This is a genomic window from Luteimonas aestuarii, assembly GCF_004357985.1.
GTDB classification, from domain to species: Bacteria; Pseudomonadota; Gammaproteobacteria; order Xanthomonadales; family Xanthomonadaceae; genus Luteimonas; species Luteimonas aestuarii.
Genome location: NZ_SMTF01000019.1, coordinates 1 through 22,937, shown reverse-complemented (window position 1 = coordinate 22,937; position 22,937 = coordinate 1). Strand labels below are relative to the sequence as shown.

The following is a 22,937-nucleotide window of genomic DNA, read 5'->3' as shown; positions in this document are numbered from 1 at the left end:
GCCGCCCGCAAGGCGCGTGGGTCGTTGCAATGATGGATCCCCGCCTTCGCGGGGATGACGTTCCGGTAGCCGCGCGCAAGGCGCGCGAAGCGCCAGGTCACTCGATCCGTTGCACCTTGGCCTGGGTGTTGTAGCCGTCGATGCGCATGTACCACACGCCCATCACGCCCGGGCGGATGCGTACCCCGGGGTTGGTGCGGCGCACGCCGGCCAGCTGCGTGGCATCGGTCTGCTCCCAGACCTGGCCGTTGTCGAGCCGGTAGCGCTTGCCGCGGCCGAAGCCGTTGAACTCACCGTCGATCGAGGCAACGATCGGCTCTTCCGAACCGAAGTGGAAGAAGCCCCGGTTCCTCTCGACCACCTCGCGGCGGCCTTCCTCGCGCGCCTGCTCGGTGGCGGCGGCAACGGCGGCCGTTGCTTCCTGCTGCACGCGACGGTCGAGCCAGGTGTTCAGGCGGGCCAGTTCTTCGGCGCTGAGCTTGTCGAGGCCTGCGGCCTTGAACTCGTCGGCGCTCATGGCCTGTTCGATCGGCGGCGCCTGCTGCGCCAGCACGGATGCGGGCAGGACGAGCAGGGCAGCAAGCAGGATGCAGTGGATCGTGCGCATGGGTGTTCCTCCGGGCCTGAGGCGGATAGTGTAGGGCCTCCGTTCCGTGGATGCGGCGATGGCGACGGCGACGGCCGCCGATCTCGACACCTTGCTTTCGCTGCCGGCGTGCACGTCGCTGGACGCGGGCTTGCGCGCGCTGCTGCACGAAGCCGCCGACGCGTCGCCTGCTGCCGCTTGGGCAGGCACTTCCGCCGAAGCCCGCGACACGCTGGAAGCCCTTGCCCTGCTGAAGGCCGATGGTGAATCGGTCGCGGCGGCGATCCTTGCGATGGTGCCGGCCTGGCGGGAGGCATTGCGGGACGCGTTGCCGTCGCGGCAGCCCGCTGTGGCGCTGCTGCTGGATGGCCTGCAGGCGGCCGGGCAGGTGCGTGCGCTGCATGCCGAACGCGGCGGTGCCGGCAATGCCGAAGGTTTGCGTCGGCTGTTGCTGGCGATGGTGCGCGACCTGCGCGTGGTGCCGGTGCTGCTGGCGCAGCAACTGGCAAAGCTGCGCGCGGCGCCGACGCTACCGCAGGACGAGCGTGAAGCCCTGGCGCGCCTGACCCGCGACATCCACGCACCACTGGCCAATCGTCTCGGTATCTGGCAACTGAAGTGGGAACTGGAAGACCTGGCGTTCCGGCATCTGGAACCCGAGACCTATCGCCGTATCGCGGCGCTGCTGGACGACAAGCGCGTCGGCCGCGAACGCTTCATCGAGCAGGTCAAGCAGCAACTTGGCGAGGCGCTCGCCGCGCAGGGCGTCCATGCGGATATTGCCGGCCGGCCGAAGCACATCTACAGCATCTGGAAGAAGATGCGGAAGAAGGACGTGCCGATCGGTGAGCTCTACGACCTGCGTGCGGTGCGCGTGCTGGTCGACGACGTGGCGGCCTGCTATGCGGCGCTGGGCGTGGTGCACGCGCTGTGGCTACCGGTGCCGGGCGAGTTCGACGACTACATCGCGCGGCCCAAGAACAACGACTACCGCTCGCTGCACACCGCCGTGGTCGGTCCCGAAGGCAAGACGCTGGAAGTGCAGATACGAACCCGCGAGATGCACGAGCAGGCAGAGCTGGGCGTGGCCGCGCACTGGCGGTACAAGGAGACCGGTGGCTCGCAGCGTTCGTCCGCGGCGAATGCCTCGCTCGACCGCAAGATCGAGTGGATGCGACGCCTGCTGGAGTCGCACGGCGAGGCCGCGGGCGACGGTGCGCTGGCCAGCGGCTTCGATGCCGAGCTGGTGGAGGACCGCGTCTACGCGCTGACGCCGATGGGCGAAGTGATCGACCTGCCGGCGGGCGCGACGCCGCTGGATTTCGCCTACCACGTGCACACGATGGTGGGCCATCGCTGCCGGGGCGCGAAGGTCGATGGCCGCATCGTGCCACTGGACCACGTGCTGCACAGCGGGGATCGCGTCGAAATCCTCACCGGCAAGACCGCCGAGCCGCGGCGCGACTGGTTGCTGGCGTCGAACGGCTTCCTCGCCAGCGCCCGCTCTCGCGAGAAGGTCCGCACCTGGTTCCACAAGCTCGACCGCGAACGCAACCTGCAGGCAGGGCGCGAGATGCTGGACAAGGAGCTGCGCCGGCTGGGCCTGTTGAATGCCGACCTGGTGCCAGTGCTGTCGAAGTTCAACGTCACCAGCGCCGACGACCTTTGCGTACTGGTGGCGCTGGGCGACGCCGGTCCGCACCAGGTGGGGCGCGCGCTGCTGGAACGCGAGCGTGCCGATGCCGCGCCGTCGGACGCGGCGCAGGTGCGGGCGGTCGCGCCGCAGCGCGTGCCGAAGGCCGCGGCTTCCGCATTCACGGTGGTGGGCGTGGGCAACCTGCTGGTGCAGATCGCGCGCTGCTGCCATCCGTTGCCGGGGGAGGCGATCGCCGGCTACCTCACTCGGACACGTGGCGTGACCGTGCATCGTTCCGATTGCGTTGCCTACCGGCGACTCGCCGCACAGCAGCCGCAGCGGACCCTGCCGGTCGAGTGGGGCCGCGCCGGAGGCGGGCATGAGGCGGCCGTGGTGGTGGATGCGGTGGACAGGCGGCACCTGCTGCGCGACCTGGGCAACCTGATCGCACAGGAGGACGCCCACGTCTTGTCGATCGCCAACGATGTCGCGTCCGGCGGGCGGGTGCGCTTCCGCCTGCGGCTACGGGTGCATGATTTCGGCCAGCTGAGCCGGCTGCTGGGCAAGATCGAATCGCTGCCCGGCGTGGAGCGGGCCAGCCGCGGCGAAGGATGATGGCCTGTTCAGCGTCGGCGCTTATGCTGGCGCGGTGAACCCGCCATCCCAACGCGACCCGGGCAGGTATCGACAGGAACCGACCCTGGGCGATGGCAGCCGCGTGCCCCTGTACGACCATCGGCCTGACCGACGGCCGGCAGGCGATGGGCAGGTGCGGCGCTGGCGGTGGTGGCTGCTGGCCGGACTCGCGCTTCTCGCCGTGCTCGTGATCGTCTTCCGCGGCATGCTGGCTGATCGGCTGATGCCGCAGACGCGCGCCCAGGCATTGATCGGGCAGGCCGCGCAGGCGTTGGCCGAAGGCAGGCTGACCGACGCCGATGGCAGCGGTGCGCGCGAACTGTACGAAGCCGCGGTGGCGATCGATCCCGACCGTCCGGAAGCTCGCGCCGGCCTGGCGCGCGTGGCCGATGCCGCACTGGTCATGGCCCGAGGCGCCATCGCGCAGGATCGCTTTGCCGATGCGCACGCGGCGCTGAGGCTGGCGCGCGAGCTGGCCGTGCCGCGTGCGGATGCGGATGCCGTGGCCGACCTGTTGCGCGAGCGTGAAGCCGCCCATGCCGGTATCGACGGATTGCTGGCGCGTGCCGAGGCGTCGAGCATGGACGGCCGCCTGCATGGAGGCGAAAACGCCGCGCTGCCTCTGTATGCACGCGTGCTGGCGCTGCAACCGGGTCATCCCGATGCCTTGCGGGGGCGAGAGGATGCCATCGGGGTCGTGCTCGACGGCGCACGGGATGCGCTGCGGCGCGGCGAGGTCGCAGATGCCGCGAGTGCCATCGCGCTCGCCCGTCAATTCGACGCCGGGCATGTCGATCTGCCGGATACGCAGGCCCGCCTGGTCGAGGAACTGGAAGCGCTGAGACGCCGCGCCGATGCCGACCTGTCGCGCGGCCGCATCGAGCAGGCGGTCGCGGCCTGGCAGATGCTGCTCCAGTACGACGCGAACGATGGCGATGCACTCGCCGGCCTGCAGCGTGCGGCGGAGGCGCACGCGGCGCGCGCGCGGCGCCATGCGGCCGACTTCCGCTTCGCCGAAGCCGATGCCGCCTTGCGCGAAGCGCAGGCGCTGGCGCCGGACAACGGCGGCGTGCGTGCTGCCGTCGCGCAGGTGGAGCGTTCCCGCCGGGCGCATCGCAGCACGGGCGCGCCGATGCCCACCGCGGAGCGCGCGCGTCGCGTGGAGGCCTTGTTGCAGCAGGCCAGCGCCGCCGAGGCCCGCGGCGACCTGCTTACGCCGCCTGGCGACAGCGCCTACGACAAGCTGCGCGCGGCGCAGGCGCTTGCCCCCGGTGATGCCGGCGTGCGCCGCGCAGTCGGCCGGCTGCTGCCAACGGCACGTGCCTGCTTCGAGAGCGGCCTCAGCGCCAACGACCTGGGCCGCGCACGCGGCTGCCTGGACGTCCGCGAGGCCTTGGGCGAGGACGATGCGAACCTCAGCCAGGCCCGTCGTCGCCTGGCGCAACGCTGGCTGGCGATTGGCGACGAGCGGCTTGCCGGAGGCCAACTGCAGTCCGCGCGCGCGGCGCTGGAGGCTGCGCAGGCCATCGATCCGGCGACGCCGGGGATCGACCCGTTCGCGGAGCGGTTGCGTACGGCGGCTGGCAACGCGCAGCGTTGAGTCAGGCGATGCGTTCATCCGGCCGTCCGCCTAGAATGGATCGGATGCCACCCCATGCCGCGCCAATTGCCGGGCTCCGGACACTTCCGCCACCGTCCCTGTGCCGTTCGTTCGTCGAGGTGGCAATCCGGGCAGGGGGCCGTTGATGCGTGTTGCGGTGGCCCTGTGCACCTACAACGGTGCCCGCTTCCTGCAGGCGCAACTCGACAGCCTCGCCGCGCAACGCCGACGGCCTGATGCGCTGGTGGTCGGCGACGATGGGTCCACCGACGGCACGCTCGAGATCCTGGAGCGGTTTGCGGGCGAGTCGGGTACCGGCATCCGTGTCGACATCCGGCGCAATTCGCGGAACCTCGGGTTTGCCGCGAACTTCGACGCTACCCTGCGCCGGTCCGATGGCGACGTAGTGTTCCTGTGCGACCAGGACGACGTCTGGCACCCGGACAAGATCGCGCGCATGTGCGGCGAGTTCGAGCGGCGCCCGCGGCTTGGCTTGCTGCATACCGATGCAAGGCTGGTCGATGTCGACGGCCAGGACATGGGTTGCGGACTGTTCGAGGCCCTTGAGATGACGGCTGCGGAAATCGCCGCCGAGCACGCGGGCCGCGCTTTCGACGTGCTGCTTCGCCGCAACACCGTGACTGGCGCGACGGCGGCGATCCGGCGGGAAGCGCTGCACGAGGCCTTGCCGGTGGCGGAAGGCTGGGTTCACGATGAATGGCTGGCGCTGCGCACATCGCTCGGCTGGGAGGTGGACTGCCTGCCATGGGCATCGATCGATTACCGCCAGCACGGTGCCAACCAGATCGGCATGCGGCGGCGTACATTGCGCGAAAAGCTGGCCGGCATCGATCGTCCGAAGCGCGTATTCATGCAGGATGTCGCCGATCGGCTGACGCTCTTCCTGCAGCGCTGCGACGACGCCGGCCTGCCCCTGCCGCAGGACAGGCGCGACGAGATCCTCGCCAGGATAGGCCATGCCCGATATCGCGCTGGCTTGCCAACGACGCTTGCCTCGCGCTTGCGTGCCGTGCTCGCCGAGTCGCGCGCCGGGGGCTACCACCGCTTTTCATCGGGCTGGCGCTCCATCGCCAGCGACGTGGTGGATCTGAAGTGACGCCGGCATCGCAGGGGCATACGTCCGCCGTTTCAGTCTGCGCGGTGATCGTGACGCATCGACCCGACGTGACGCTTCTGCGTCGCGCCGTGGCCGCGATCAGCCGGCAGGTCGGGGGGCTGGTGCTGGTCGACAATGCCACCCGTTGCGATGCATTCGAGGCCCTGGTTGCTGAATTGACGTCCGACGGTGGTCGCGTCCTGCGCAATCCCGGCAACCTCGGCCTGGCCGCGGGCTTCAATGCCGGGATCGGCGCGGCACGCGAGGCGGGTTTCAGTCACGTCCTGCTGCTCGACCAGGACAGCGTGGCGGAGCCATCGATGGTGGAGGCCTTGCTCGACGGTCTCGCAAGCCTGTCGCGCCAGCAAAAGGTGGCGGCTGTGGGGGCGCAGTTCGTCGATCCCCGCAATGGCGTGGTCGGCCCCTTCGTGCGCATCGGGTTTCCGTTCAACCGCAAGTTGCCTGGTGGCCCCGGCGAACGCGTTCGGTGCGATTTCCTGATCAGTTCCGGTTCGCTGGTCCCGCTGGACGTCATCGATGACGTGGGCGCGATGGACGAGGCGCTGTTCATCGACAACGTGGACATGGACTGGAGCTTCCGGGCGCGCCACCTTGGCTACCAGCTGTACGGTGTCTGCGATGCGCGCATGCAGCACAGCATCGGTGATGCCTTGCGCCCGTCGCGCTTCCGCCGGCGCGGGGTGTTCATCCACAGCCCGCTGCGGCTGTACTACCTGACCCGAAACCGCCTGTTGCTTTATCGCCGTCCGCATACGCCTGCCAAATGGGTGGCGCAGGACCTGCCCCGGCTGGCGGGCAAGTTCATGCGGATGGCTCTGCTCATCCCGCCGCGCGGTGAAAACGCCCGTGCGATGCTGCACGGCATTCGCGACGGCTTGGTCGGTCGTTCCGGTCCGCGCCCGTAACGCGCGGCTGTCTGCCCGGTGAATGGCGGCAGGCCGCCGGACGGGGGCATTGGCTAGACTCCACCCACCCAACAGGAGCCGGCGGCCGTGGCCCGCATCGAATACGACGAAGACGACATCGACGACGATGGCCCGGACGCCGTCGCGCCCGACTGGCGGCGCCGGCTGCTCACCTGGGGCCTGGCCGTGGTCGGGCTGGGCCTTGGCTTCCTGATCCCGTACGTCCTGTACCTCAACCACCAGGTCAGCGAGCGTTTCGGCGAACTGCAGTGGCAGGTGCCCACCCGCGTCTATGCACGCCCACTGCGGCTGGCGCCGGGCCTGGCGATGGATGCGCAGACGCTGAAGACCGAGCTCGATGCCGCCGCCTACCACGAGGGCGACGGCGTGCGTGCCGGCACCTACGTGCGCGACGGCAGCCGCTGGACCATCGCCAGCCGCGGCTTCCGCGACATCGACGGGGCGGTGGGCCCCAGCCGCATTGAAGTCGTCGTCTCGGGTGGTCGCGTGACCGCCGTGCGCGACCTCGTCGGCAAGCGCGAGGTGCGTGCGGTGCGGCTGGATGCGGCACGCATCGCCACGCTGTACGGCCAGCGCCAGGAGGAACGCCGCCTGGTCCGCGCCGACGACGTGCCGCAATTGTTCACCGACACGCTGCAGGCGGTCGAGGATCGCGACTTCGCGCACCACCACGGCATCGACCTCAGCGGCATGGCGCGCGCGGCCTGGGTGAACCTGCGTTCGGGCGAACGTCGCCAGGGCGCCAGCACGCTCACCCAGCAGCTGGCGCGCAGCGGCCTGCTGGGCATCGGTCGCGAGGTGACCTGGAGCCGCAAGCTCAACGAGATCCTGTACGCGCTGATCATCGAGGCGCGTTACGGCAAGGGTACGATCCTCGAGGCCTACCTCAACCAGGTGTACCTCGGCCAGCGCGGGGCGCAGGCGATCCATGGCGTCGCCGCCGGTGCCGAGTTCTGGTTCGGGCGTCGCCTCGAGGATCTGGAAACGCATCATGTCGCGCTGCTGGTCGGCATCATCCGCGGACCGTCCTACTACGACCCGCGGCGGCACCCGGAGCGCGCGCAGGCACGGCGCGATTTCGTGCTGGCCAACATGCTGCAGACCGGGCTGATCGACCAGGCCGAGCACGACCGCGCGCTGAAGGCGCCGCTCGGCATCACCACGTCCCCGGGTAGCATTGCCGCCAACCGTTTCCCGGCCTACGTCGACCTCGTGCGCCGGCAGCTGGCGCGCGATTTCCCCGCGAATGAATTGCAGGGCGCGGGACTGAGCGTGATGACCGGCATGTCGCCCTCGGCGCAGGCCTATGCCGAAGCCTCGGTGGTCGCTACGTTGAAGTCGCTGGAGACCGCGAAGCGTCCGCCGCTGCAGGCCGGCGTGGTGGTGACCGACGTGCACGACGGCGTGGTGGTGGCCGTGGTCGGCAGTGGGCAGCCGACCGTGCACGGCTTCAACCGTGCCGTGGAAGCGCAGCGACCGGTGGGTTCGTTGCTCAAGCCTTTCGTCTACCTGCTGGCGCTGGCGCGGCCGACGGAATATTCGCTGGCGACCTGGGTGGACGATTCGCCGGTCTCGGTGACGCTGGCCAATGGCCGGCGCTGGAACCCGGGCAATTCCGATGGCCGCAGCCACGGCAGCGTGCGGCTGATGGACGCGCTGGCGATGTCCTACAACCAGTCGACGGTGCGCGTGGGCATGCAGGTCGATCCGCGGCGCCTGGCCGAACTGGTGCACACGCTGTCGGGCGTGCGCGCCGAGCCCAATCCCTCGCTGATCCTGGGGTCGCTGGACCAGAGCCCCTATGCGATGGCGCAGCTCTACCAGTTCCTGGCATCCGGCGGCGAGATCCAGCCTCTGCACGCCGTGCGCGGCGTGCTCGACACGGAAGGACGCGCCGTCAACCGTTACGACAAGAAGCCGGCCCCGGCGACCGAAGGCGATGCCATCGCCGCGCGCCTGGTCACGTTGGCGCTGCAACATGCGGTGACTTCGGGCACGGGTCGGCAACTGGTCAATGATGGCCTGGGTCGCCTCAACGCCGCTGGCAAGACGGGGACCAGCAACGATGGCCGCGACAGCTGGTTCGCTGGCTGGACCGGCGACCACCTGGCCGTGGCCTGGGTGGGCAACGACCAGAACGAGATGACCGGCCTGTACGGCGCCACCGGTGCGATGCGGGTGTGGTCGGGCATGTTCTCGCGCCTGCCCAGCGCACCGCTGCGCGTCGGCGATGCCGGGCTGGACTGGCAATGGGTGGCGCAGTCCAATGCCACCGATGCCAGTTGCCCGGGGGCGCGCCGGTTCGCGTTCGTCAACGGTTTCGCGCCGCCTTACCAGTCCTGCGTGCAAGCTATGCCGGGCCTGTTCGAGGGCGAGGGCGAGGGCGAGGGCCAGGAGCGTCGCGGCTGGCGCGAGTGGTTCGGCCTTGGCCGTCGCGACGAAGCCCCGCAACCTGCCCCCGTGACCGAGGAGCCTACGCCTTGACCCCTCTCCAGCACGCGGTTGCTTCCGCCGCTGCCGCGTCCTGCCTGCTGCTGGCGGCCTGCGGTACCGGCCCGGTGGCACCCGACCCCGTGGCCGAGCCGCTGACGACCGACACACCGGACCAGATGGTCGCGAAGATCCGCGCCATGGCCGGCGACGGCGAAGGCGAACTGGCCGTGCAGCCGCTGCGCGACCCGATGGTCGACGACCTGCGTGAGCAGGCCGAACGCCTCCATGCGCAGGGCGCGCACGAAGACGCCGCGGAAGCGTTGGACCAGGCGCTGGAGATCGTGCCCGGCGATCCGGCGCTGCTGCAGGAGCGTGCCGAAGCGGCGATCCTGCTGCGCGATTTCGACGGCGCTGGCGCGCTGGCCGAACGCGCCTTCGCGCTGGGGGCACAGGTCGGGCCACTGTGCCGCCGCCACTGGGCCACCATCGAACAGGTGCGGCTGCTGGCGGGCGATGCCGAGGGCGCAACGTCGGCGCGCGCGCAGGTCGAGGGCTGCAAGGTCGCCGGGCCTGAGCGGTTCTGAGGAGTCGAACGAGGGGCGGCTCGCGGATCGGCGTCGCCGGTTCGGTGCCTGTCGCGCCGATGCGGCGCTCCTACAATGGCAGGCCCGGGGCGATGTCCCACGATGATGGACGCGCGTTCCGCCATGGATGAGCTTTCCGCCGACAGTATTGCCGCCCTCGGCGAGGGGGGCGCGCTGGCGCAGGCGCTGCCCGGATTCAAGCCGCGTGAGGCGCAGCAACAGCTGGCGACGGCGGTGGCCGACGCCCTGTCGCAGCGGGGCACGCTGGTCGCCGAGGCCGGTACCGGCACCGGCAAGACGTTCGCCTACCTGGTGCCGGTACTGCGGTCCGGTGCCAAGGCCATCGTGTCCACCGGAACCCGCGCGCTGCAGGACCAGTTGTTCCATCGCGACCTGCCGCGCGTGCGCGATGCGCTGGGAACCGGGATCAAGACTGCACTGCTGAAGGGCCGCGCCAACTACCTGTGCCGCTACCGGCTCGAGCGTGCGAAGGGCGAGCCACGCTTCAGCTCGCGCGAGCAGATCGCGCAGTTCCAGCGCGTGGTGGCGTGGAGCGGGCGCACGAAAATGGGCGACCTGGCCGAGATCGACGCGCTGCCGGAAGAATCCCCGCTGCTGCCGATGGTCACCTCCACGGCCGAGAACTGCCTGGGCAGCGAATGCCCGTCCTGGAACGAATGCTTCGTGGTGCAGGCGCGGCAGCGTGCGCAGTCGGCCGACGTGGTGGTGGTCAACCACCACCTGTTGCTGGCCGACATGGCGTTGAAGCAGGAAGGCTTCGGTGAAATCCTGCCGGGCGCGCAGGCCTTCATCATCGACGAGGCCCACCAGCTGCCGGAACTCGCGGCGCAGTTCTTCGGCGAAGGCTTGTCGGCGCGGCCGCTGGTGGAGCTGGCGCGCGACGCGCTGGGCGAATGCAAGGACGTGCAGGGTGCGTTGGCCATGGTGCAGGAGCCTGCGCGCGGGCTGGAGCACGCCACGCGCGCGTTGCGGGCGGCGATGGAAGGCTTGCCCTTGCGCGGCACGCAGCAGCGCGCGTTGCACGGGCGGGGGATCGACGACGCTCTGCATGTGCTGGCCGATGCCCTGCAGCGCCTGCGCGATGCCTGCGCGCCGCTGCGCGAGACCGCGCCGGGATTCGATGCCTGCCATGCACGTGCGCAGGAGTTCCTGTCGCGGCTGGCACGCTGGCGTGCCGAGCGCGACTTCGATGGCGAGTTCGAAGCCGCCGACGACGATGTGCGCTGGTACGAACTGACCCCGCGCGGGTTCCGCTTCCAGCGCACGCCGCTCGATGTGTCCGCTCCGCTGCGCGCGCATCGCGAACGCTCGCACGCGGCATGGGTGTTCACCTCGGCGACGCTTGCGGTGGACGGCCGCTTCGACCATATCGTCGAGCGGCTGGGCCTGGACCAGCCGGCGACACTGCTTGCGCCCAGTCCCTTCGATTGGCCCAGGCAGGCGCTGTGCCTGTTGCCGCAGCGAATGCCGCAACCGTCGTCGCGCGACTACACGCAGGTGGTGGTGGACACGCTGCGGCCCGTGCTGGAAGCCTCTGCGGGCCGCGCCTTCATCCTGTTCGCCTCGCATCGTGCGCTGCGCGAAGCCGCGGCCCTGCTGCGCGACGAAGGCGCGCCGTGGCCGCTGTACGTCCAAGGCGAGGCGCCGCGGCAGGTGCTGCTGCAGCGGTTCCGCGAGTCCGGCAACGGCGTGCTGCTGGGTGCGGCGAGCTTCCGCGAAGGCGTGGACGTGGCCGGCGGCGCGTTGAGCGTGGTGGTGATCGACAAGCTGCCCTTCGCCGCGCCCGACGACCCGGTGTTCGAAGCGCGACTGGACGCAGTGCGGCGCGCGGGTGGCAACCCGTTCCGCGACGAGCAGCTGCCGCAGGCGGTGATCGCCCTCAAGCAGGGCGTCGGCCGCCTGATCCGCACCGAGACCGACCGCGGCGTGCTGGTGTTGTGCGACCCGCGATTGACGCAGAAAACCTATGGCCAGGTGTTCATGGATTCGCTGCCGCCGTTCGCGGTGACGCGCGACGTGCGCGACGTCGAGGCGTTCTTTGCGCCAGAATGCAGCGACCGAAACCGCGAAGGGGCAGTGTGATGGCAACCGGCAAACCGCGTGTGCACGGCATTGGCGGCGTGTTCTTCAAGGCCGATGATCCCAAGGCACTCTCCGACTGGTATGGACGCCATCTCGGGCTGGAGGTCCAGGAGTGGGGTGGGGCGATCCTGCCCTGGAAGCGCGCCGACACCGGCGGCGAGGCCTGTACGGTCTGGTCGCCGTTCAGCGCCACGACCGAGTATTTCAGGCCCGGGAGCAAGGATTACATGCTCAACCTCCGTGTCGACGACCTTGCCGCGACGCTTGCCGGCCTGCGCGCCGAAGGATGCGAGGTGCTGGAGCGCTACGAGGAAAGCGAGCAGGGCAAGTTCGGCTACGTGCTCGATCCGGAGGGCGGACTGGTGGAACTCTGGGAGCCGGCGGCCGGCCAGGGCGGCTGAGCGCAGAGCGGGACCCGATCATGAAACTGCTCGCCTTCGAAACCGCCACCGAAGCCTGTTCCGTCGCCGTCTGGATCGATGGTGAGGTCCATGAACGGTTTGAGGTGGCGCCGCGTCGCCACGCCGAACTCGCCTTGCCCTGGGCCGAGGCGTTGCTGGCCGACGCCGGCATCGCCCGGGCGCAGCTCGACGCCATCGCGGTTGGCCGGGGGCCCGGCGCGTTCACCGGCGTGCGGCTGGCGATCGCGCTGGCACAGGGCATCGCGCTGGCGCTGGACCGGCCGGTAGTGCCGGTGTCCACGCTGGCGGTGCTGGCGATGCACGCGCCTGCCGGCAAGGTGCTGGCGGCGATCGACGCGCGCATGGGCGAGGTCTATGCCGGCCTGTTTTCCCGCGATGGCGAAGGCGTGGCCACCATGGGGCCCGAAAGCGTGTCGCCTCCGGATGCCGGCGTACTCCCCGGCGACGACCCCGGCTGGCATGGCGTGGGCACCGGATTCGGGGCAGTCGAGGGTGCATTGCGCGATGCGCTCGCGCCGCGGCTGGCCAGCGTGCAGGCCACCGCATTGCCGCGGGCCTCCCACCTTGCGCACCTGGCCTCGGCGGCCTTCGCGCGTGGCGAAGCCGTGGCGCCCGAGCGCCTGGAGCCGGCCTACCTGCGCGACAACGTGGCGCTGACGCTGGAACAGCAGGCGGCCTTGCGCGCGGCGCGTTGAGACGAAGCAATGGCGCGCCGCCGCGGGGCGATCGCGCGTTGAACCTTGGTCTCCATCGGCGGTCAGCAGTCCCGGTCCTTCCCGGATGAAGCCGATGCCGAAGAACGAATCGCCAGATCGCGTCGCCGCCGGGCGCTGGCCGATGCGCATGCTGCGCGAGCACGGCCCCTTGCTGCTGCTGATCCTGCTGATGATGGTGGCGCGCTCGTCGTTCGCCAACCATTACCAGGTACCCAGCGGCTCGATGCAGCCGACGCTGCAGCCCGGCGACCGCGTCGTCGTCGACATGAGTGCCTATGGCCTGCGCCTGCCGTTCACCGGGATCGAAGTGCTTGCACGCGGTGCGCCGGCACCGGGCGACGTGGTGGTGTTCAAGTCGCCTGGCGATGGCACGCGCCTGATCAAGCGCGTGGTGGCGGTGGAGGGGCAGACGGTGGCCCTGCAGCAAGGGCGGTTGTGGATCGATGGCAGACCGTTGCAGGTGATCGGCGATGGCGATGCGGAGCGCGTGGGTGGCCGTGTCGTGCAACTCGATCTCGCGCATGGCGGCGGGCCGGACATCGTGCCCCTCACGATTCCCGAGGGGCAGGTGCTGGTGCTGGGCGACCATCGCGGCAACAGCGTGGACGGGCGCTACTTCGGGCTGGTGCCTGCGGATGCGCTATATGCCAAGGCGGTGGGGGTGTATTGGCGGCGGGGCGAGGGGCCGGTCTGGAAACGCCTGTAGTAGGGGCGTTGTCATGCTTGACTGAGATTGCGAATGTCCGTTTTCGCGGTTTGTATTCCTAGATGGGTGAACGAATGACGTTTTCCGAGGACGGCTAAGAAAGCAAGAGCATTCCGCCCGTGAACGGGCGGGTTCATTTCTTTTTGCTGGCCCAAAAAGAAACGAACCAAAGAAAAAAGGCCCTCCCCGACAGAGCTAACGTTTCTGGCCGGGTTCGACGGGATTTTTCGACAGGACATCCATGTCCTGTCGAAAAACGTCCGGCATCCATGCCGGACGCCCTCCGGGTCTGCAAGCATCAATGCTTCGTCACGAAGATCAAAGGCTGACGCTCTGCCCCTTTCATCGAGCTGCCCGGGCACTTTCCAGACCCGTAAGGCGCCGCACAGGATGTGCGGCGTTTTCCGACCGAGCCGCGCCAAACGTTATCTTCCAGCGCAACGCCGATGAACGCGTCGCCACGCGTGAAACGATCAACACGACCGAAGAACTGCTTTACGGCGAGCCGGAGAATCCCAACGCGCTCTTCTGCCAATCATTAGCTCCGTCGGGGGAAGGCCTTTTTTTCTTTGGTTCGTTTCTTTTGACTCGCGCCTATGGCGCTCGCCCTTCGGGCCGGCTTCGCCGTTCGTACGCACGATGTGCGTACAGTGGGCCAGCAAAGAAAAGTAACCCGCCGAAGGCTGAAGCCTTTGCGTTCAATCTCCAACAAGACCAGGCGCGGAATGGTTCCAGTCCATTGCCTGATTCGTGGAAATCAATCGTCCAGCATCGTCCCGCCCGGCAGGAACTGCCACGTCCGGGTCACGTGCAGCACGTCGATGTTCTCGTCGGTGCGCGGCAGCGGCGGATACGGTTCGGCCAGTCGCGCGATCCGCAGTGCGGCGTCGTCCAGCAGCCGCGTGCCGCTGGACTTCAGGATCTCCGCACGCTCGACCGAACCATCGCGACGGATCGCGATGCTGATCACCAGTTCGCCGGACAGTTGCCTGCGGCGTGCTTCGTCGGGGTAGTTGAGGTTGCCCACGCGCTGAACGCGATCCACCCAGGTGCGCAGGTAGGTGGCATAGGCGTATTCCTGCGTGCTGGCCGAGACGAACTTGCGCTTCGGTCGCTGCGCGTAACGTTCGGAGCGAAGATGGATTTCGGCCGCCAGCCGTGCCATCTCCAGGTCGCGCTCGATCTTCTCCGACCCCCGTGGCAGCGGCGTGTCGTCCGCCTGCGGCGTGGCATCCGGCATCGGCATGGCGTCGGTGGCGCGCGTGCTGGAGACCACGCGCGCCTCCGGGGGGGGCGTGGCATCGGGTGACTGTGCGCGCAGCTGGATCGGGGACACGCCCGGCTCGGGTTGCGGGTCGTGCCCGACCTGCGCGTCGCGCGGCCGGGTGGTGTGGTCGTGTTCGCCACCGCCCTGGTTGCTCGCCTGGGCGAGGAAGTCGGCCTGTGCCTGGGTCAGCGGGCTGGTGGTCTCGGTGAGGATCACGTCCAGCGTCGGCATCACCGGCGCGGCATCGTCCAGCACGAAGCCCACTCCAAGCACCAGCATGCCGTGCAGCAGCAGCGACAGCACCATCGTCGCGCTGAGGCGTTCGCGTTCGCCGATACGCGGCGGCGGAGGCGGGGTGGCGACCGGCATGCGGCTCAGGCGTCGCCGGATTCGATGGCGTCGAACAGCAGCCCGGCGATGTTGATGCTGAACTGCGCGTCGAGCTCGCGGATGCAGGTGGGGCTGGTGACATTGACCTCGGTCAGCCAGTCGCCGATCACGTCCAGCCCGACGAAACGCATGCCCCGGCGCCTCATTTCCGGCCCCACCTGCGCGGCGATCCAGCGGTCCCGGTCGGTCAGTGGGCGGCCTTCGCCGCGGCCGCCGGCGGCGAGGTTGCCGCGGAACTCGTCGCCCTGCGGGATACGTGCCAGGCAGTAGTCCACGGGCTTGCCGTCGATCAGCAGGATGCGCTTGTCGCCATCGACGATCTCCGGCAGGTAGCGCTGCGCCATCGCAAGGTGGCGGCCGCCATCGGTGAGCGTCTCGAGGATGACGTTGAGGTTCGCCTCGCCCGCCCGCGCGCGGAAGATGGAACGCCCGCCCATGCCGTCCAGCGGCTTCAGCACCGCCTCGCCGTGCTCGGCGACGAAGGCCTTCAGCGTCGGCGCATGGCGGCTGACCACGGTTGGCGGGCAGCACTCCGGGAACGCCAGCGCCGCCAGCTTCTCGTTGAGGTCGCGCAGCCCCTGCGGCGCGTTGACCACCTGCGCGCCCTGGCGGTGCGCGATGTCGAGGACCAGGGTGTCGTGCACGTAGTCGGGGTCGACCGGCGGGTCCTTGCGCATCAGCACCACGTCGCCACGGCCCAGCGCACGCTGTGACGCCTGTCCCAGTTCGAACCAGCCCGCAGGGTCGTCGCGGACGGAGAGTGGGGCGATCAACGCGATCGCTTCGCCATCGCGCATGCCCAATCCCCCCGGCATCACGTAATGCAGGCGATGGCCGCGGCGCTGGGCCTCCAGCAGCATGGCGAAGGTGGAATCCTTGGCGATCTTGATCGACCCGATCGGGTCCATCACCACGATGACATCGAACGGCATTTGAACCACCTGCGGCACTTTGCGACAAATGTTATCAGTCCGGGACACACCCCGAATCCCGCAAATTCGACGGCTTGCGCAGTCTTCCTAAAGGCCGCTTGACAGTGTTGCGGCGGGCTGGGGTATAACGGCGGTTGCAGTGGCGCCGGCAGTGACGAGCGCCACGCCCGGGGGAAAGACAAATGACGCAAGACGAAGTTCGCGCCGGTAGCCTCAATGGGCTGCGGGTCATGGTCATCGACGATTCGAAGACCATCCGGCGCACGGCCGAAACCCTGCTCAAGCGCGAGGGCGCCGAGGTCGTGACCGCGACCGACGGGTTCGAAGCGCTGGCCAAGATCGCCGACCAGCGCCCGCAGATCATCTTCGTCGACATCATGATGCCGCGCCTGGACGGCTACCAGACCTGCGCGCTGATCAAGAACAACCAGGTGTTCAAGCACACGCCGGTGATCATGCTGTCGTCCAAGGACGGGCTGTTCGACAAGGCCCGCGGGCGCATCGTCGGCTCCGAGCAGTACGTCACCAAGCCGTTCACGCGCGAGGAGCTCCTCGACGCGATCCGCACGCACGTCAACAACGCCTGACCGGGAACCCGCATCCATGGCCCGCATCCTGCTGATCGAGGATTCCCCCACCGACACCGCCGTGCTCACCCAGGTGCTGGAGCGCAACGGCCACATCGTGCTGTCGTCGGCCAGCGCCGAGGACGGCATCGAGGCGTGCAAGCGCGAGCGCCCCGACCTGGTGCTGATGGACGTCGTGTTGCCTGGCATGAACGGGTTCCAGGCCACGCGTGCGCTGTCGCGCGACAGCGATACCAAGGAAATCCCGGTGGTCATCGTCAGCACCAAGGGCATGGACACCGACCGCGCCTGGGGCATGCGCCAGGGCGCGAAGGGTTACCTGGTCAAGCCGCCCAGCGAGGGCGACCTGATCGACCAGATCAACCAGCTGCTGGGGGCGTGATGGCGAAGCCTGCGCCACTGACGCCGTTCGAACTGCTGGTCGACTACGAACGGCGCAGCCTGGCGCATGTCGCGGGCCTGCCGGAGCAGCTGGACGCACCGGGGCTGTGGCGTGGCGTGGGTTATCGCATCGGCAAGCGGCGGCTGGCGTCGTCGTTCGACGAGGTGGTCGAGATCTTGCCGATGCCACAGGTCACGCCGGTGCCCGGAGCCCAGCCGTGGATGCTGGGCGTGGCCAATATCCGCGGCAACCTGCTGCCGATCGTGGACCTGAAGCAGTTCCTCGAGGGCGAGCGCACTGTCCTGCACGAGGGGCAGCGCGTGCTGATCGTTCGCCAGCCCGATGGCGACGTCGCGGTCACCATCGACCAGCTGTATGGCCAGCGCAGTTTCCATGAAGCACAAGAGACCACTGGCGAGGACGTGGCCGAAGGCCGCTACGCACACCTCGTGGACAGGGCGTACCGGCTGGGCGAAGACACCTGGGGGGTGTTCAGCCTGGACAAGTTGAGCCGGACGCCGGAATTCCGACAAGCCGCGGCCTGAGCCGCCAACGTACATAAATAAGAACTGCAGGACAGGGGAACACCATGAGCACCGTCATCGACAGCATCGCCGGCAGGGGTCGTACCCTCGGCACCAACTTCTGGGTGGTCGTGCTGGTCACCCTGCTGGTGATCTTCGGCGCCAATACCGGGTATGCCGGCTGGAAGGCGGCGCGCCTGGGCGGCGCCAGTACCGCGGCCTCCAGCCTGCAGGTGAACTCGCAGCGGCTGGCCAACCAGGGCCGCGAGGCCGTGGCCGGCAACGCCGAGGCGTTCGCGGCATTCCGCCAGACCAAGGCGCAGATCGATGGCGACGTACAGCAGCTCAACGCCAACTTCGGCGACGCGCCCGACGTCTCCGGCCCCATCGCTACGGTCACCCAGACCTGGGCACCGTTGGCCGAGAATGCCAACCAGCTGATCGCCAGCGAAGAGGCGGTGCTGGGCCTGGCGGGCAACGCCAACCGTTTCGCGCAGAGCGTGCCGCAACTGCAGGCGCAGCTGGACGAAGTGGTGCGCGCGATGTCGGCCAGCGGTTCGCCAGCCTCGCAGATCTACATCGCGCTGCGCCAGGTGGTGCTGGCCGGCAACATGGCGCGCCGCGTGACCGAGATCCAGGCCGGTGGTGCCGGCGCGACGATCTCCGGCGACGCGCTGGCACGCGACGCCGGCGTGTTCGAGCAGGTGCTTGCGGGCCTGCGCTCGGGCGACGAGGCGATGAACGTGCAGCCACTGGGCAACAGCGGTGCCGTCGCGGCGCTCGGCCAGGCCACGACGCAATGGGAGGCGATGAAAGCGGACCTGGATGCCATCCTCGCCAGTTCCGGCGAACTGTTCCGCGCGCAGGCCTCGGCGGCCTCGTTGACCGATGGTTCCGACAAGCTGCTGTCCGACAGCCAGAGCCTGTTCTCCGCGTTCACCGCCTTCGGCTCGCTGAAGGACACCAGCATCCTCGGCAACATCTGGATCTCGATCGTCAGCGGCCTGCTGGCCATCCTCGCCATCGGTGGCCTGCTGTGGTCGTTGAACCGCGCGCAGCGCGAGCGGTTCGAAAGCACGATGGAACTCAACAACCGCAACCAGGAGGCGATCATGCGCCTGCTGGACGAAATGGGATCGCTGGCAGAAGGCGACCTGACGGTGAAGGCCACGGTGACCGAGGACATGACCGGCGCCATCGCCGACTCGATCAACTTCGCCGTCGAACAGCTGCGCAGCCTGGTGCAGACGATCAACGACACCTCGGTGCAGGTGGCGTCCAGCGCGCAGGAAACGCAGGCCACCGCCATGCACCTGGCCGAGGCCGCGGAACACCAGGCGCAGGAAATCAACTCCGCGTCCGATCGCATCAACGAAATCGCCGCCAGCATCGACCAGGTGTCGAAGAACTCCGCGGAATCGGCCGACGTGGCGCAACGCTCGGTGCAGATCGCGACCAAGGGCGCGGGCGTGGTGCGCGAGACGATCGCCGGCATGGACTCGATCCGCGACCAGATCCAGGAAACCTCCAAGCGCATCAAGCGGCTGGGCGAAAGCTCGCAGGAAATCGGCTCGATCGTGGAACTGATCAACGACATCTCCGAGCAGACCAACATCCTGGCGCTGAACGCCGCCATCCAGGCGGCATCCGCCGGTGAAGCCGGCCGCGGGTTCGCGGTGGTGGCCGACGAAGTGCAGCGGCTCGCCGAACGCGCGTCCAACGCGACCAAGCGCATCGAGACGCTGGTGCAGACGATTCAGTCCGACACCAACGAAGCGGTCAGCTCGATGGAACAGACGACCTCGGAAGTGGTCGCGGGTGCACGACTGGCCGAAGACGCCGGTACCGCACTGGGCGAGATCGAAAAGGTGTCGTCCGACCTGTCGGGCCTCATCCAGGGCATCTCCACCGCGGCGCAGCAGCAGTCCGGCGCCGCGGCCAACATCACCCAGACGATGAACACGATCCAGCAGATCACCTCGCAGACCTCGCAGGGCGCGAACCAGACCGCCGAGTCGATCGGCAACCTGGCGCAACTGGCGGCGGACCTGCGTCGATCGGTCGCCGACTTCAAGCTGCCGGCCTGATCGCGCGGACGGGAGCGTTGATGAATCGGATCGTCGCCGGCCGCCAACAGGCGCGTGCCCTCCCGATGGGGGGTGCGCGATGACTGCGTTGCGCGAAGCCATCGAACACACCGCACTGGGCTGGGTGAAACCCGAGCTCGACGAAACACTGCGCCAGGCGAAACTCGAGCTGGAAGCGTACGTCGACGATCCCGCCGACCCCAGCCACATGCGCTTCTGCGCGAGCTTCCTGCACCAGGTGCAGGGCACGCTGCGCATGGTGGAGCTGTACGCGCCTGCGATGGTGGCCGAGGAAATGGAACTGCTGGCGCAAGCGCTGCAGGACGGGCGCGCGCACGATAGGGACGCTGCGTGCGCGGCACTGATGCGCGGCGTCGTGCTGTTGCCCGACTACCTGGAGCGGTTGCAGAGCGGCCACAAGGACATTCCCATCGTGCTGCTGCCGCTGCTCAACGAGCTGCGCGCGGCGCGGGACGAAGGCGGCCTGAGCGAAAGCGTGCTGTTCGCGCCGGATCTCGAGCGACCGCTGCCGGCTTCGGTGCCGCCTGCGGTCGCCGCGAATGGCCCGTCGCGCCATGACGAGGCCATGCCGCGGCTGTCGAAACTGCGCGAAGCCATCCAGGTTTGGAGCGACGCATCGAATCCGCCGCCGCCACTGTTGGCCGACGCCATCGACGACCTGCTGCCGCACGTGCAGCCGGTCCCGACTCGGCGCATGCTGTGGGTGTCTTCGCGCGTCCTGCGGGCGATGGCCGATGGCGCAATGCCGCCGTCCGCAGCCCTGCGCGATGTGTTCGCCGGCGTAGAGCGCGAATCGCGCCGCGCATTCGAGGATGGCTTCGGGATGCCGCGCAGCGAGTCCGCGCTTGAGCCCACGCGCCAGTTGCTCTATCACGTCGCCCACCACGAAGGAGACCATCCGGCGCTGGCCGAATTGCGTGACACCTTCGACCTGGCGATCGAAGCCCCGAGCGAATCCGAGCTCGACCACGCACGTGGCAGCCTGACCGGTCGAAACCGAGCGTTGCTGGACACGGTGTCCGCCGCAGTGAAGGAAGACCTGCTGCGGGTCAAGGATGCGCTGGACCTGCACCTGCGCACCGGTGCCGACGATGTGTCCGCGCTGCAGCCCCAGATCGAGGCGCTGGCCCGCGTCGCCGATACCCTCGGCATGCTCGGCCTTGGCGTGGCGCGCAACGTGGTACAGCAGCAGCGCGATGCCATGCACGGCATCGTCAATCGCGACCTGCCCGCCGACGAAGATGCCTTGCTCGACGTGGCCGGTGCCCTGTTGTACGTCGATGCCACGCTCGACGACCAGGTCGCGCGCCTGGGCGGCGGCGATGTCGAAGGAGGCGAAAAGGACGACTTGTTCTCGGGCGAGGCGCACAAGGTGGTCGAGACCATCGTCCGCGAAGCCATCGCCAATTTCTCCGACGCACGCCAGGCGCTGGTGGCGTTCGTCGAAACCAGCTGGAGCCATGACGAGCTGGTCGAAGTGCCTCGCCTGCTGCAGGAAGTCTCGGGTGCGCTGCGCATGCTGGAACTGCAGCTGCCCGCCGATTACGTCACCGGGGTCGAGCGCTATGCACGCAGCGAGCTGATCGCGCGTCGACGCGTGCCGAACGGGAGGCAGCTCGATACCCTCGCCGATGCATTGGCCAGCCTCGAGTATTACCTCGAAGCATTGGGCGAACAGCGCGCCAACCGCAACGAGATCCTGGACATCACCCGCGCCAGCCTGGAGTCGCTGGGCTACTGGCCGTTGCCGGAAGCCGCATTGGCTCCGGCTCCGGCGCAGCTCGAACAGGCGCCGGCACTGGCGTCGATCGCCGACGCCGGCGAGCCCGAGGCCACGTCGATCGCGGCCGGGACGCGGGGGTCCGAGCCGGCAAGCCCTGTCGCCGACGCCGGGCCGGAGGCAATCGAAACGAGTTTCGAACCTCGCGCCGCGGCCCCCGTCGGCGGAACGGCTGCGGGTGGATTCGAGAACACGGGCGACGACATCGACGACGAGATCCGCGAAGTCTTCCTGGAGGAATTCGCGGAAGAGATCGACAACCTCGACCGCATGCTGCCGCACTGGCGCGCGCAACCAGACGATCTTGAACGCCTGCGTCCGATCCGGCGTGTGTTCCACACGCTCAAGGGAAGTGGGCGTCTGGTCGGCGCCAGGATGCTGGGCGAGTTCAGCTGGAAGATCGAGAGCATGCTCAACCGCGTGCTCGACGGAAGCCGTCCGGCCAGCGCTGCCGTGGTTGCCATGGTCGACCAGGCGTTCTACACGCTGCCCGAGCTGCTTGCCGCACTGCGCGGCAACGGTGGCGTGTCCAGCGACCTTGAGGCGATGCAGGTCGATGCCGATCGCATCGCCGCTGGCGACGACGGCCTGCCGGCACCGCCTGCAGCGCGTGGGCAGGGGGCTGCGGGCGCCTTGGCCGTCGAAACCGTGCCGGCCAAGGTCGATGCCCTGCTGCTGGAGATCCTCGATGCCGAGGTGACCGGCCACCTCGCTACCGTCGACGCCTGGGTCGCCGGCGCGAAGGCTGGCGATGCCCTGGGCACGGATCCGTTGCTGCGCGCGCTGCACACCATGAACGGTGCATTCGCGATGACCGAAGTGCCGGTCGTCAACGGCATCCTCGGTCCATCGGAGAGCTACGCGCGTCGCCTGCTGGCGTCGGCCGGGCCGGCCAGCGACGAGGGTGTTGCGGCGATTGCCGAGCTGGCCGACGTGGTGCGCGACACCGTGGTTGCGTTGCATGCGCCGGCACCGGCGCTGCCGCTGCGCGATGCGCTGGCTGCGCGCCTGGTGGCCTTGCGCGACAGCCTGCCGGAAGCCAAGCCTGCAGCGACGATGGCCGAAGAAGCAGGCATGCTGGCCGAGGTGGGCGAGGAACGCATCGCCACGCCGGGCGGCGCCGAGGCGCTGACCACAGACGACCTGACTACGGACGATCTGAGCGCCTATGGCGACCTGATCGGGCGCGACACGGATGTCCCGATAACGGATGACGATGTGACGGCTTCGGTCGAGGCCGAACCTTCCGAGGCCGATCGAATCGCTGCATTGCGGGCGCAGGAGCATGAAGACATGCTCCGCCTCGAGAACGAAAGGCTTGAAGCGGAACGTCTCTCGGCTGTCAAGGCCAGCGAAGCAGCGGCTGAAGCCGAGCGCCTCGAACTGGCGCAACTTGAGGCCGAGCTGCTCGCGCTCGAGCGTCAGGAGGCAGAGGCTGCCGAGGCCGAACGCGTCGAGGCCGAACGCGTCGAGGCCGAACG

At 68.8% G+C, this 22,937-nt stretch carries 19 protein-coding genes; 15 read left to right on the top strand and 4 right to left on the bottom strand.

The features are described from left to right. Positions 1–97 precede the first annotated feature (97 nt). Positions 98–607: a hypothetical protein gene (locus E2F46_RS15910; RefSeq protein WP_133323569.1), complete on the bottom strand. Its 510-nt coding sequence runs from the start codon at positions 605–607 to the stop codon at positions 98–100. A gap of 58 nt (positions 608–665) precedes the next feature. Here E2F46_RS15910 and E2F46_RS15905 point away from each other — a divergent pair, with 58 nt between their 5' ends. The 10 genes from E2F46_RS15905 to lepB all read left to right on the top strand — a co-directional run bounded on the left by E2F46_RS15905 (position 666) and on the right by lepB (position 13,486). After that, positions 666–2,837: a RelA/SpoT family protein gene (locus tag E2F46_RS15905; RefSeq protein WP_133323568.1), complete on the top strand. Its 2,172-nt coding sequence runs from the start codon at positions 666–668 to the stop codon at positions 2,835–2,837. A 34-nt stretch (positions 2,838–2,871) separates the two neighbouring features. Further along, entirely contained in the window at positions 2,872–4,458 is a 1,587-nt protein-coding gene (locus tag E2F46_RS15900) for a tetratricopeptide repeat protein (protein WP_133323567.1), read from the top strand. Positions 4,459–4,603: 145 nt separating this feature from the next. Then, positions 4,604–5,575 carry a glycosyltransferase family 2 protein gene (locus E2F46_RS15895; RefSeq protein WP_133323566.1) on the top strand — a complete coding sequence of 324 codons (972 nt, stop codon included), beginning with the start codon at positions 4,604–4,606 and terminating at the stop codon, positions 5,573–5,575. A 50-nt stretch (positions 5,576–5,625) separates the two neighbouring features. Further along, positions 5,626–6,501, top strand: a complete 876-nt coding sequence (locus E2F46_RS15890) for a glycosyltransferase family 2 protein (protein WP_243720478.1) — start codon at positions 5,626–5,628, stop codon at positions 6,499–6,501. 87 nt (positions 6,502–6,588) lie between these two features. After that, positions 6,589–9,006, top strand: coding sequence for a penicillin-binding protein 1B (mrcB, locus tag E2F46_RS15885; RefSeq protein WP_207949620.1), 2,418 nt, complete (start codon positions 6,589–6,591; stop codon positions 9,004–9,006). Then, positions 9,003–9,539, top strand: a complete 537-nt coding sequence (locus tag E2F46_RS15880; RefSeq protein ID WP_133323564.1) for a hypothetical protein — start codon at positions 9,003–9,005, stop codon at positions 9,537–9,539. Before mrcB ends, E2F46_RS15880 begins: the two co-directional genes overlap by 4 nt. 123 nt (positions 9,540–9,662) lie before the next feature. Continuing rightward, a complete protein-coding gene (gene yoaA / locus E2F46_RS15875; RefSeq protein ID WP_133323563.1) occupies positions 9,663–11,642 on the top strand; it encodes a DNA repair helicase YoaA in 1,980 nt (659 codons plus the stop codon). Continuing rightward, on the top strand, positions 11,642–12,043 hold the full coding sequence (locus tag E2F46_RS15870) for a VOC family protein (RefSeq protein WP_133323562.1): 402 nt from the start codon (positions 11,642–11,644) through the stop codon (positions 12,041–12,043). Before yoaA ends, E2F46_RS15870 begins: the two co-directional genes overlap by 1 nt. 20 nt (positions 12,044–12,063) lie before the next feature. Beyond that, positions 12,064–12,759 (top strand): tRNA (adenosine(37)-N6)-threonylcarbamoyltransferase complex dimerization subunit type 1 TsaB, encoded by a 696-nt coding sequence (gene tsaB, locus E2F46_RS15865; RefSeq protein ID WP_133323561.1) that lies wholly within the window; start codon positions 12,064–12,066, stop codon positions 12,757–12,759. A 94-nt stretch (positions 12,760–12,853) separates the two neighbouring features. Next, positions 12,854–13,486, top strand: coding sequence for a signal peptidase I (gene lepB / locus E2F46_RS15860; protein ID WP_425599845.1), 633 nt, complete (start codon positions 12,854–12,856; stop codon positions 13,484–13,486). Between the two features lie 298 nt (positions 13,487–13,784). Here the strand turns inward: lepB and E2F46_RS15855 are convergent, their stop codons facing one another. The 3 genes from E2F46_RS15855 to gshB all read right to left on the bottom strand — a co-directional run bounded on the left by E2F46_RS15855 (position 13,785) and on the right by gshB (position 16,075). Beyond that, a complete protein-coding gene (locus E2F46_RS15855; RefSeq protein WP_133323560.1) occupies positions 13,785–14,021 on the bottom strand; it encodes a hypothetical protein in 237 nt (78 codons plus the stop codon). A gap of 222 nt (positions 14,022–14,243) precedes the next feature. Continuing rightward, on the bottom strand, positions 14,244–15,122 hold the full coding sequence (locus E2F46_RS15850) for an energy transducer TonB (RefSeq protein WP_133323559.1): 879 nt from the start codon (positions 15,120–15,122) through the stop codon (positions 14,244–14,246). Between the two features lie 5 nt (positions 15,123–15,127). Beyond that, the gene (gshB, locus tag E2F46_RS15845) at positions 15,128–16,075 is read right to left on the bottom strand and encodes a glutathione synthase (RefSeq protein ID WP_133323558.1); all 948 of its coding nucleotides are present in this window, start codon (positions 16,073–16,075) and stop codon (positions 15,128–15,130) included. Between the two features lie 182 nt (positions 16,076–16,257). Here gshB and pilG point away from each other — a divergent pair, with 182 nt between their 5' ends. From pilG to E2F46_RS15820, 5 genes are all read left to right on the top strand, one after another. Further along, positions 16,258–16,662, top strand: a complete 405-nt coding sequence (gene pilG, locus E2F46_RS15840; protein WP_133323557.1) for a twitching motility response regulator PilG — start codon at positions 16,258–16,260, stop codon at positions 16,660–16,662. Between the two features lie 16 nt (positions 16,663–16,678). Beyond that, positions 16,679–17,044, top strand: coding sequence for a response regulator (locus E2F46_RS15835; protein ID WP_133323556.1), 366 nt, complete (start codon positions 16,679–16,681; stop codon positions 17,042–17,044). Next, on the top strand, positions 17,044–17,589 hold the full coding sequence (locus tag E2F46_RS15830; RefSeq protein WP_133323555.1) for a chemotaxis protein CheW: 546 nt from the start codon (positions 17,044–17,046) through the stop codon (positions 17,587–17,589). Before E2F46_RS15835 ends, E2F46_RS15830 begins: the two co-directional genes overlap by 1 nt. Positions 17,590–17,633: 44 nt before the next feature. Beyond that, entirely contained in the window at positions 17,634–19,655 is a 2,022-nt protein-coding gene (locus E2F46_RS15825; RefSeq protein WP_133323554.1) for a methyl-accepting chemotaxis protein, read from the top strand. 79 nt (positions 19,656–19,734) lie between these two features. After that, the coding region (locus tag E2F46_RS15820) for an Hpt domain-containing protein (RefSeq protein WP_207949619.1) at positions 19,735–22,937 on the top strand (3,203 nt) is incomplete at its 3' end.

What these genes read in the sequence shown, in the direction of transcription:
- yoaA (WP_133323563.1), top strand. Translation starts at nt 9,663, where the DNA reads ATGGATGAGCTTTCCGCCGACAGTATTGCCGCCCTCGGCGAGGGGGGC.
- E2F46_RS15905 (WP_133323568.1), top strand. Translation starts at nt 666, where the DNA reads ATGGCGACGGCGACGGCCGCCGATCTCGACACCTTGCTTTCGCTGCCG.
- gshB (WP_133323558.1), bottom strand. Translation starts at nt 16,075, where the DNA reads ATGCCGTTCGATGTCATCGTGGTGATGGACCCGATCGGGTCGATCAAG.
- E2F46_RS15895 (WP_133323566.1), top strand. Translation starts at nt 4,604, where the DNA reads ATGCGTGTTGCGGTGGCCCTGTGCACCTACAACGGTGCCCGCTTCCTG.
- E2F46_RS15825 (WP_133323554.1), top strand. Translation starts at nt 17,634, where the DNA reads ATGAGCACCGTCATCGACAGCATCGCCGGCAGGGGTCGTACCCTCGGC.
- E2F46_RS15850 (WP_133323559.1), bottom strand. Translation starts at nt 15,122, where the DNA reads ATGCCGGTCGCCACCCCGCCTCCGCCGCCGCGTATCGGCGAACGCGAA.
- E2F46_RS15910 (WP_133323569.1), bottom strand. Translation starts at nt 607, where the DNA reads ATGCGCACGATCCACTGCATCCTGCTTGCTGCCCTGCTCGTCCTGCCC.
- tsaB (WP_133323561.1), top strand. Translation starts at nt 12,064, where the DNA reads ATGAAACTGCTCGCCTTCGAAACCGCCACCGAAGCCTGTTCCGTCGCC.
- E2F46_RS15870 (WP_133323562.1), top strand. Translation starts at nt 11,642, where the DNA reads ATGGCAACCGGCAAACCGCGTGTGCACGGCATTGGCGGCGTGTTCTTC.
- E2F46_RS15830 (WP_133323555.1), top strand. Translation starts at nt 17,044, where the DNA reads ATGGCGAAGCCTGCGCCACTGACGCCGTTCGAACTGCTGGTCGACTAC.
- E2F46_RS15835 (WP_133323556.1), top strand. Translation starts at nt 16,679, where the DNA reads ATGGCCCGCATCCTGCTGATCGAGGATTCCCCCACCGACACCGCCGTG.
- pilG (WP_133323557.1), top strand. Translation starts at nt 16,258, where the DNA reads ATGACGCAAGACGAAGTTCGCGCCGGTAGCCTCAATGGGCTGCGGGTC.
- lepB (WP_425599845.1), top strand. Translation starts at nt 12,854, where the DNA reads ATGCCGAAGAACGAATCGCCAGATCGCGTCGCCGCCGGGCGCTGGCCG.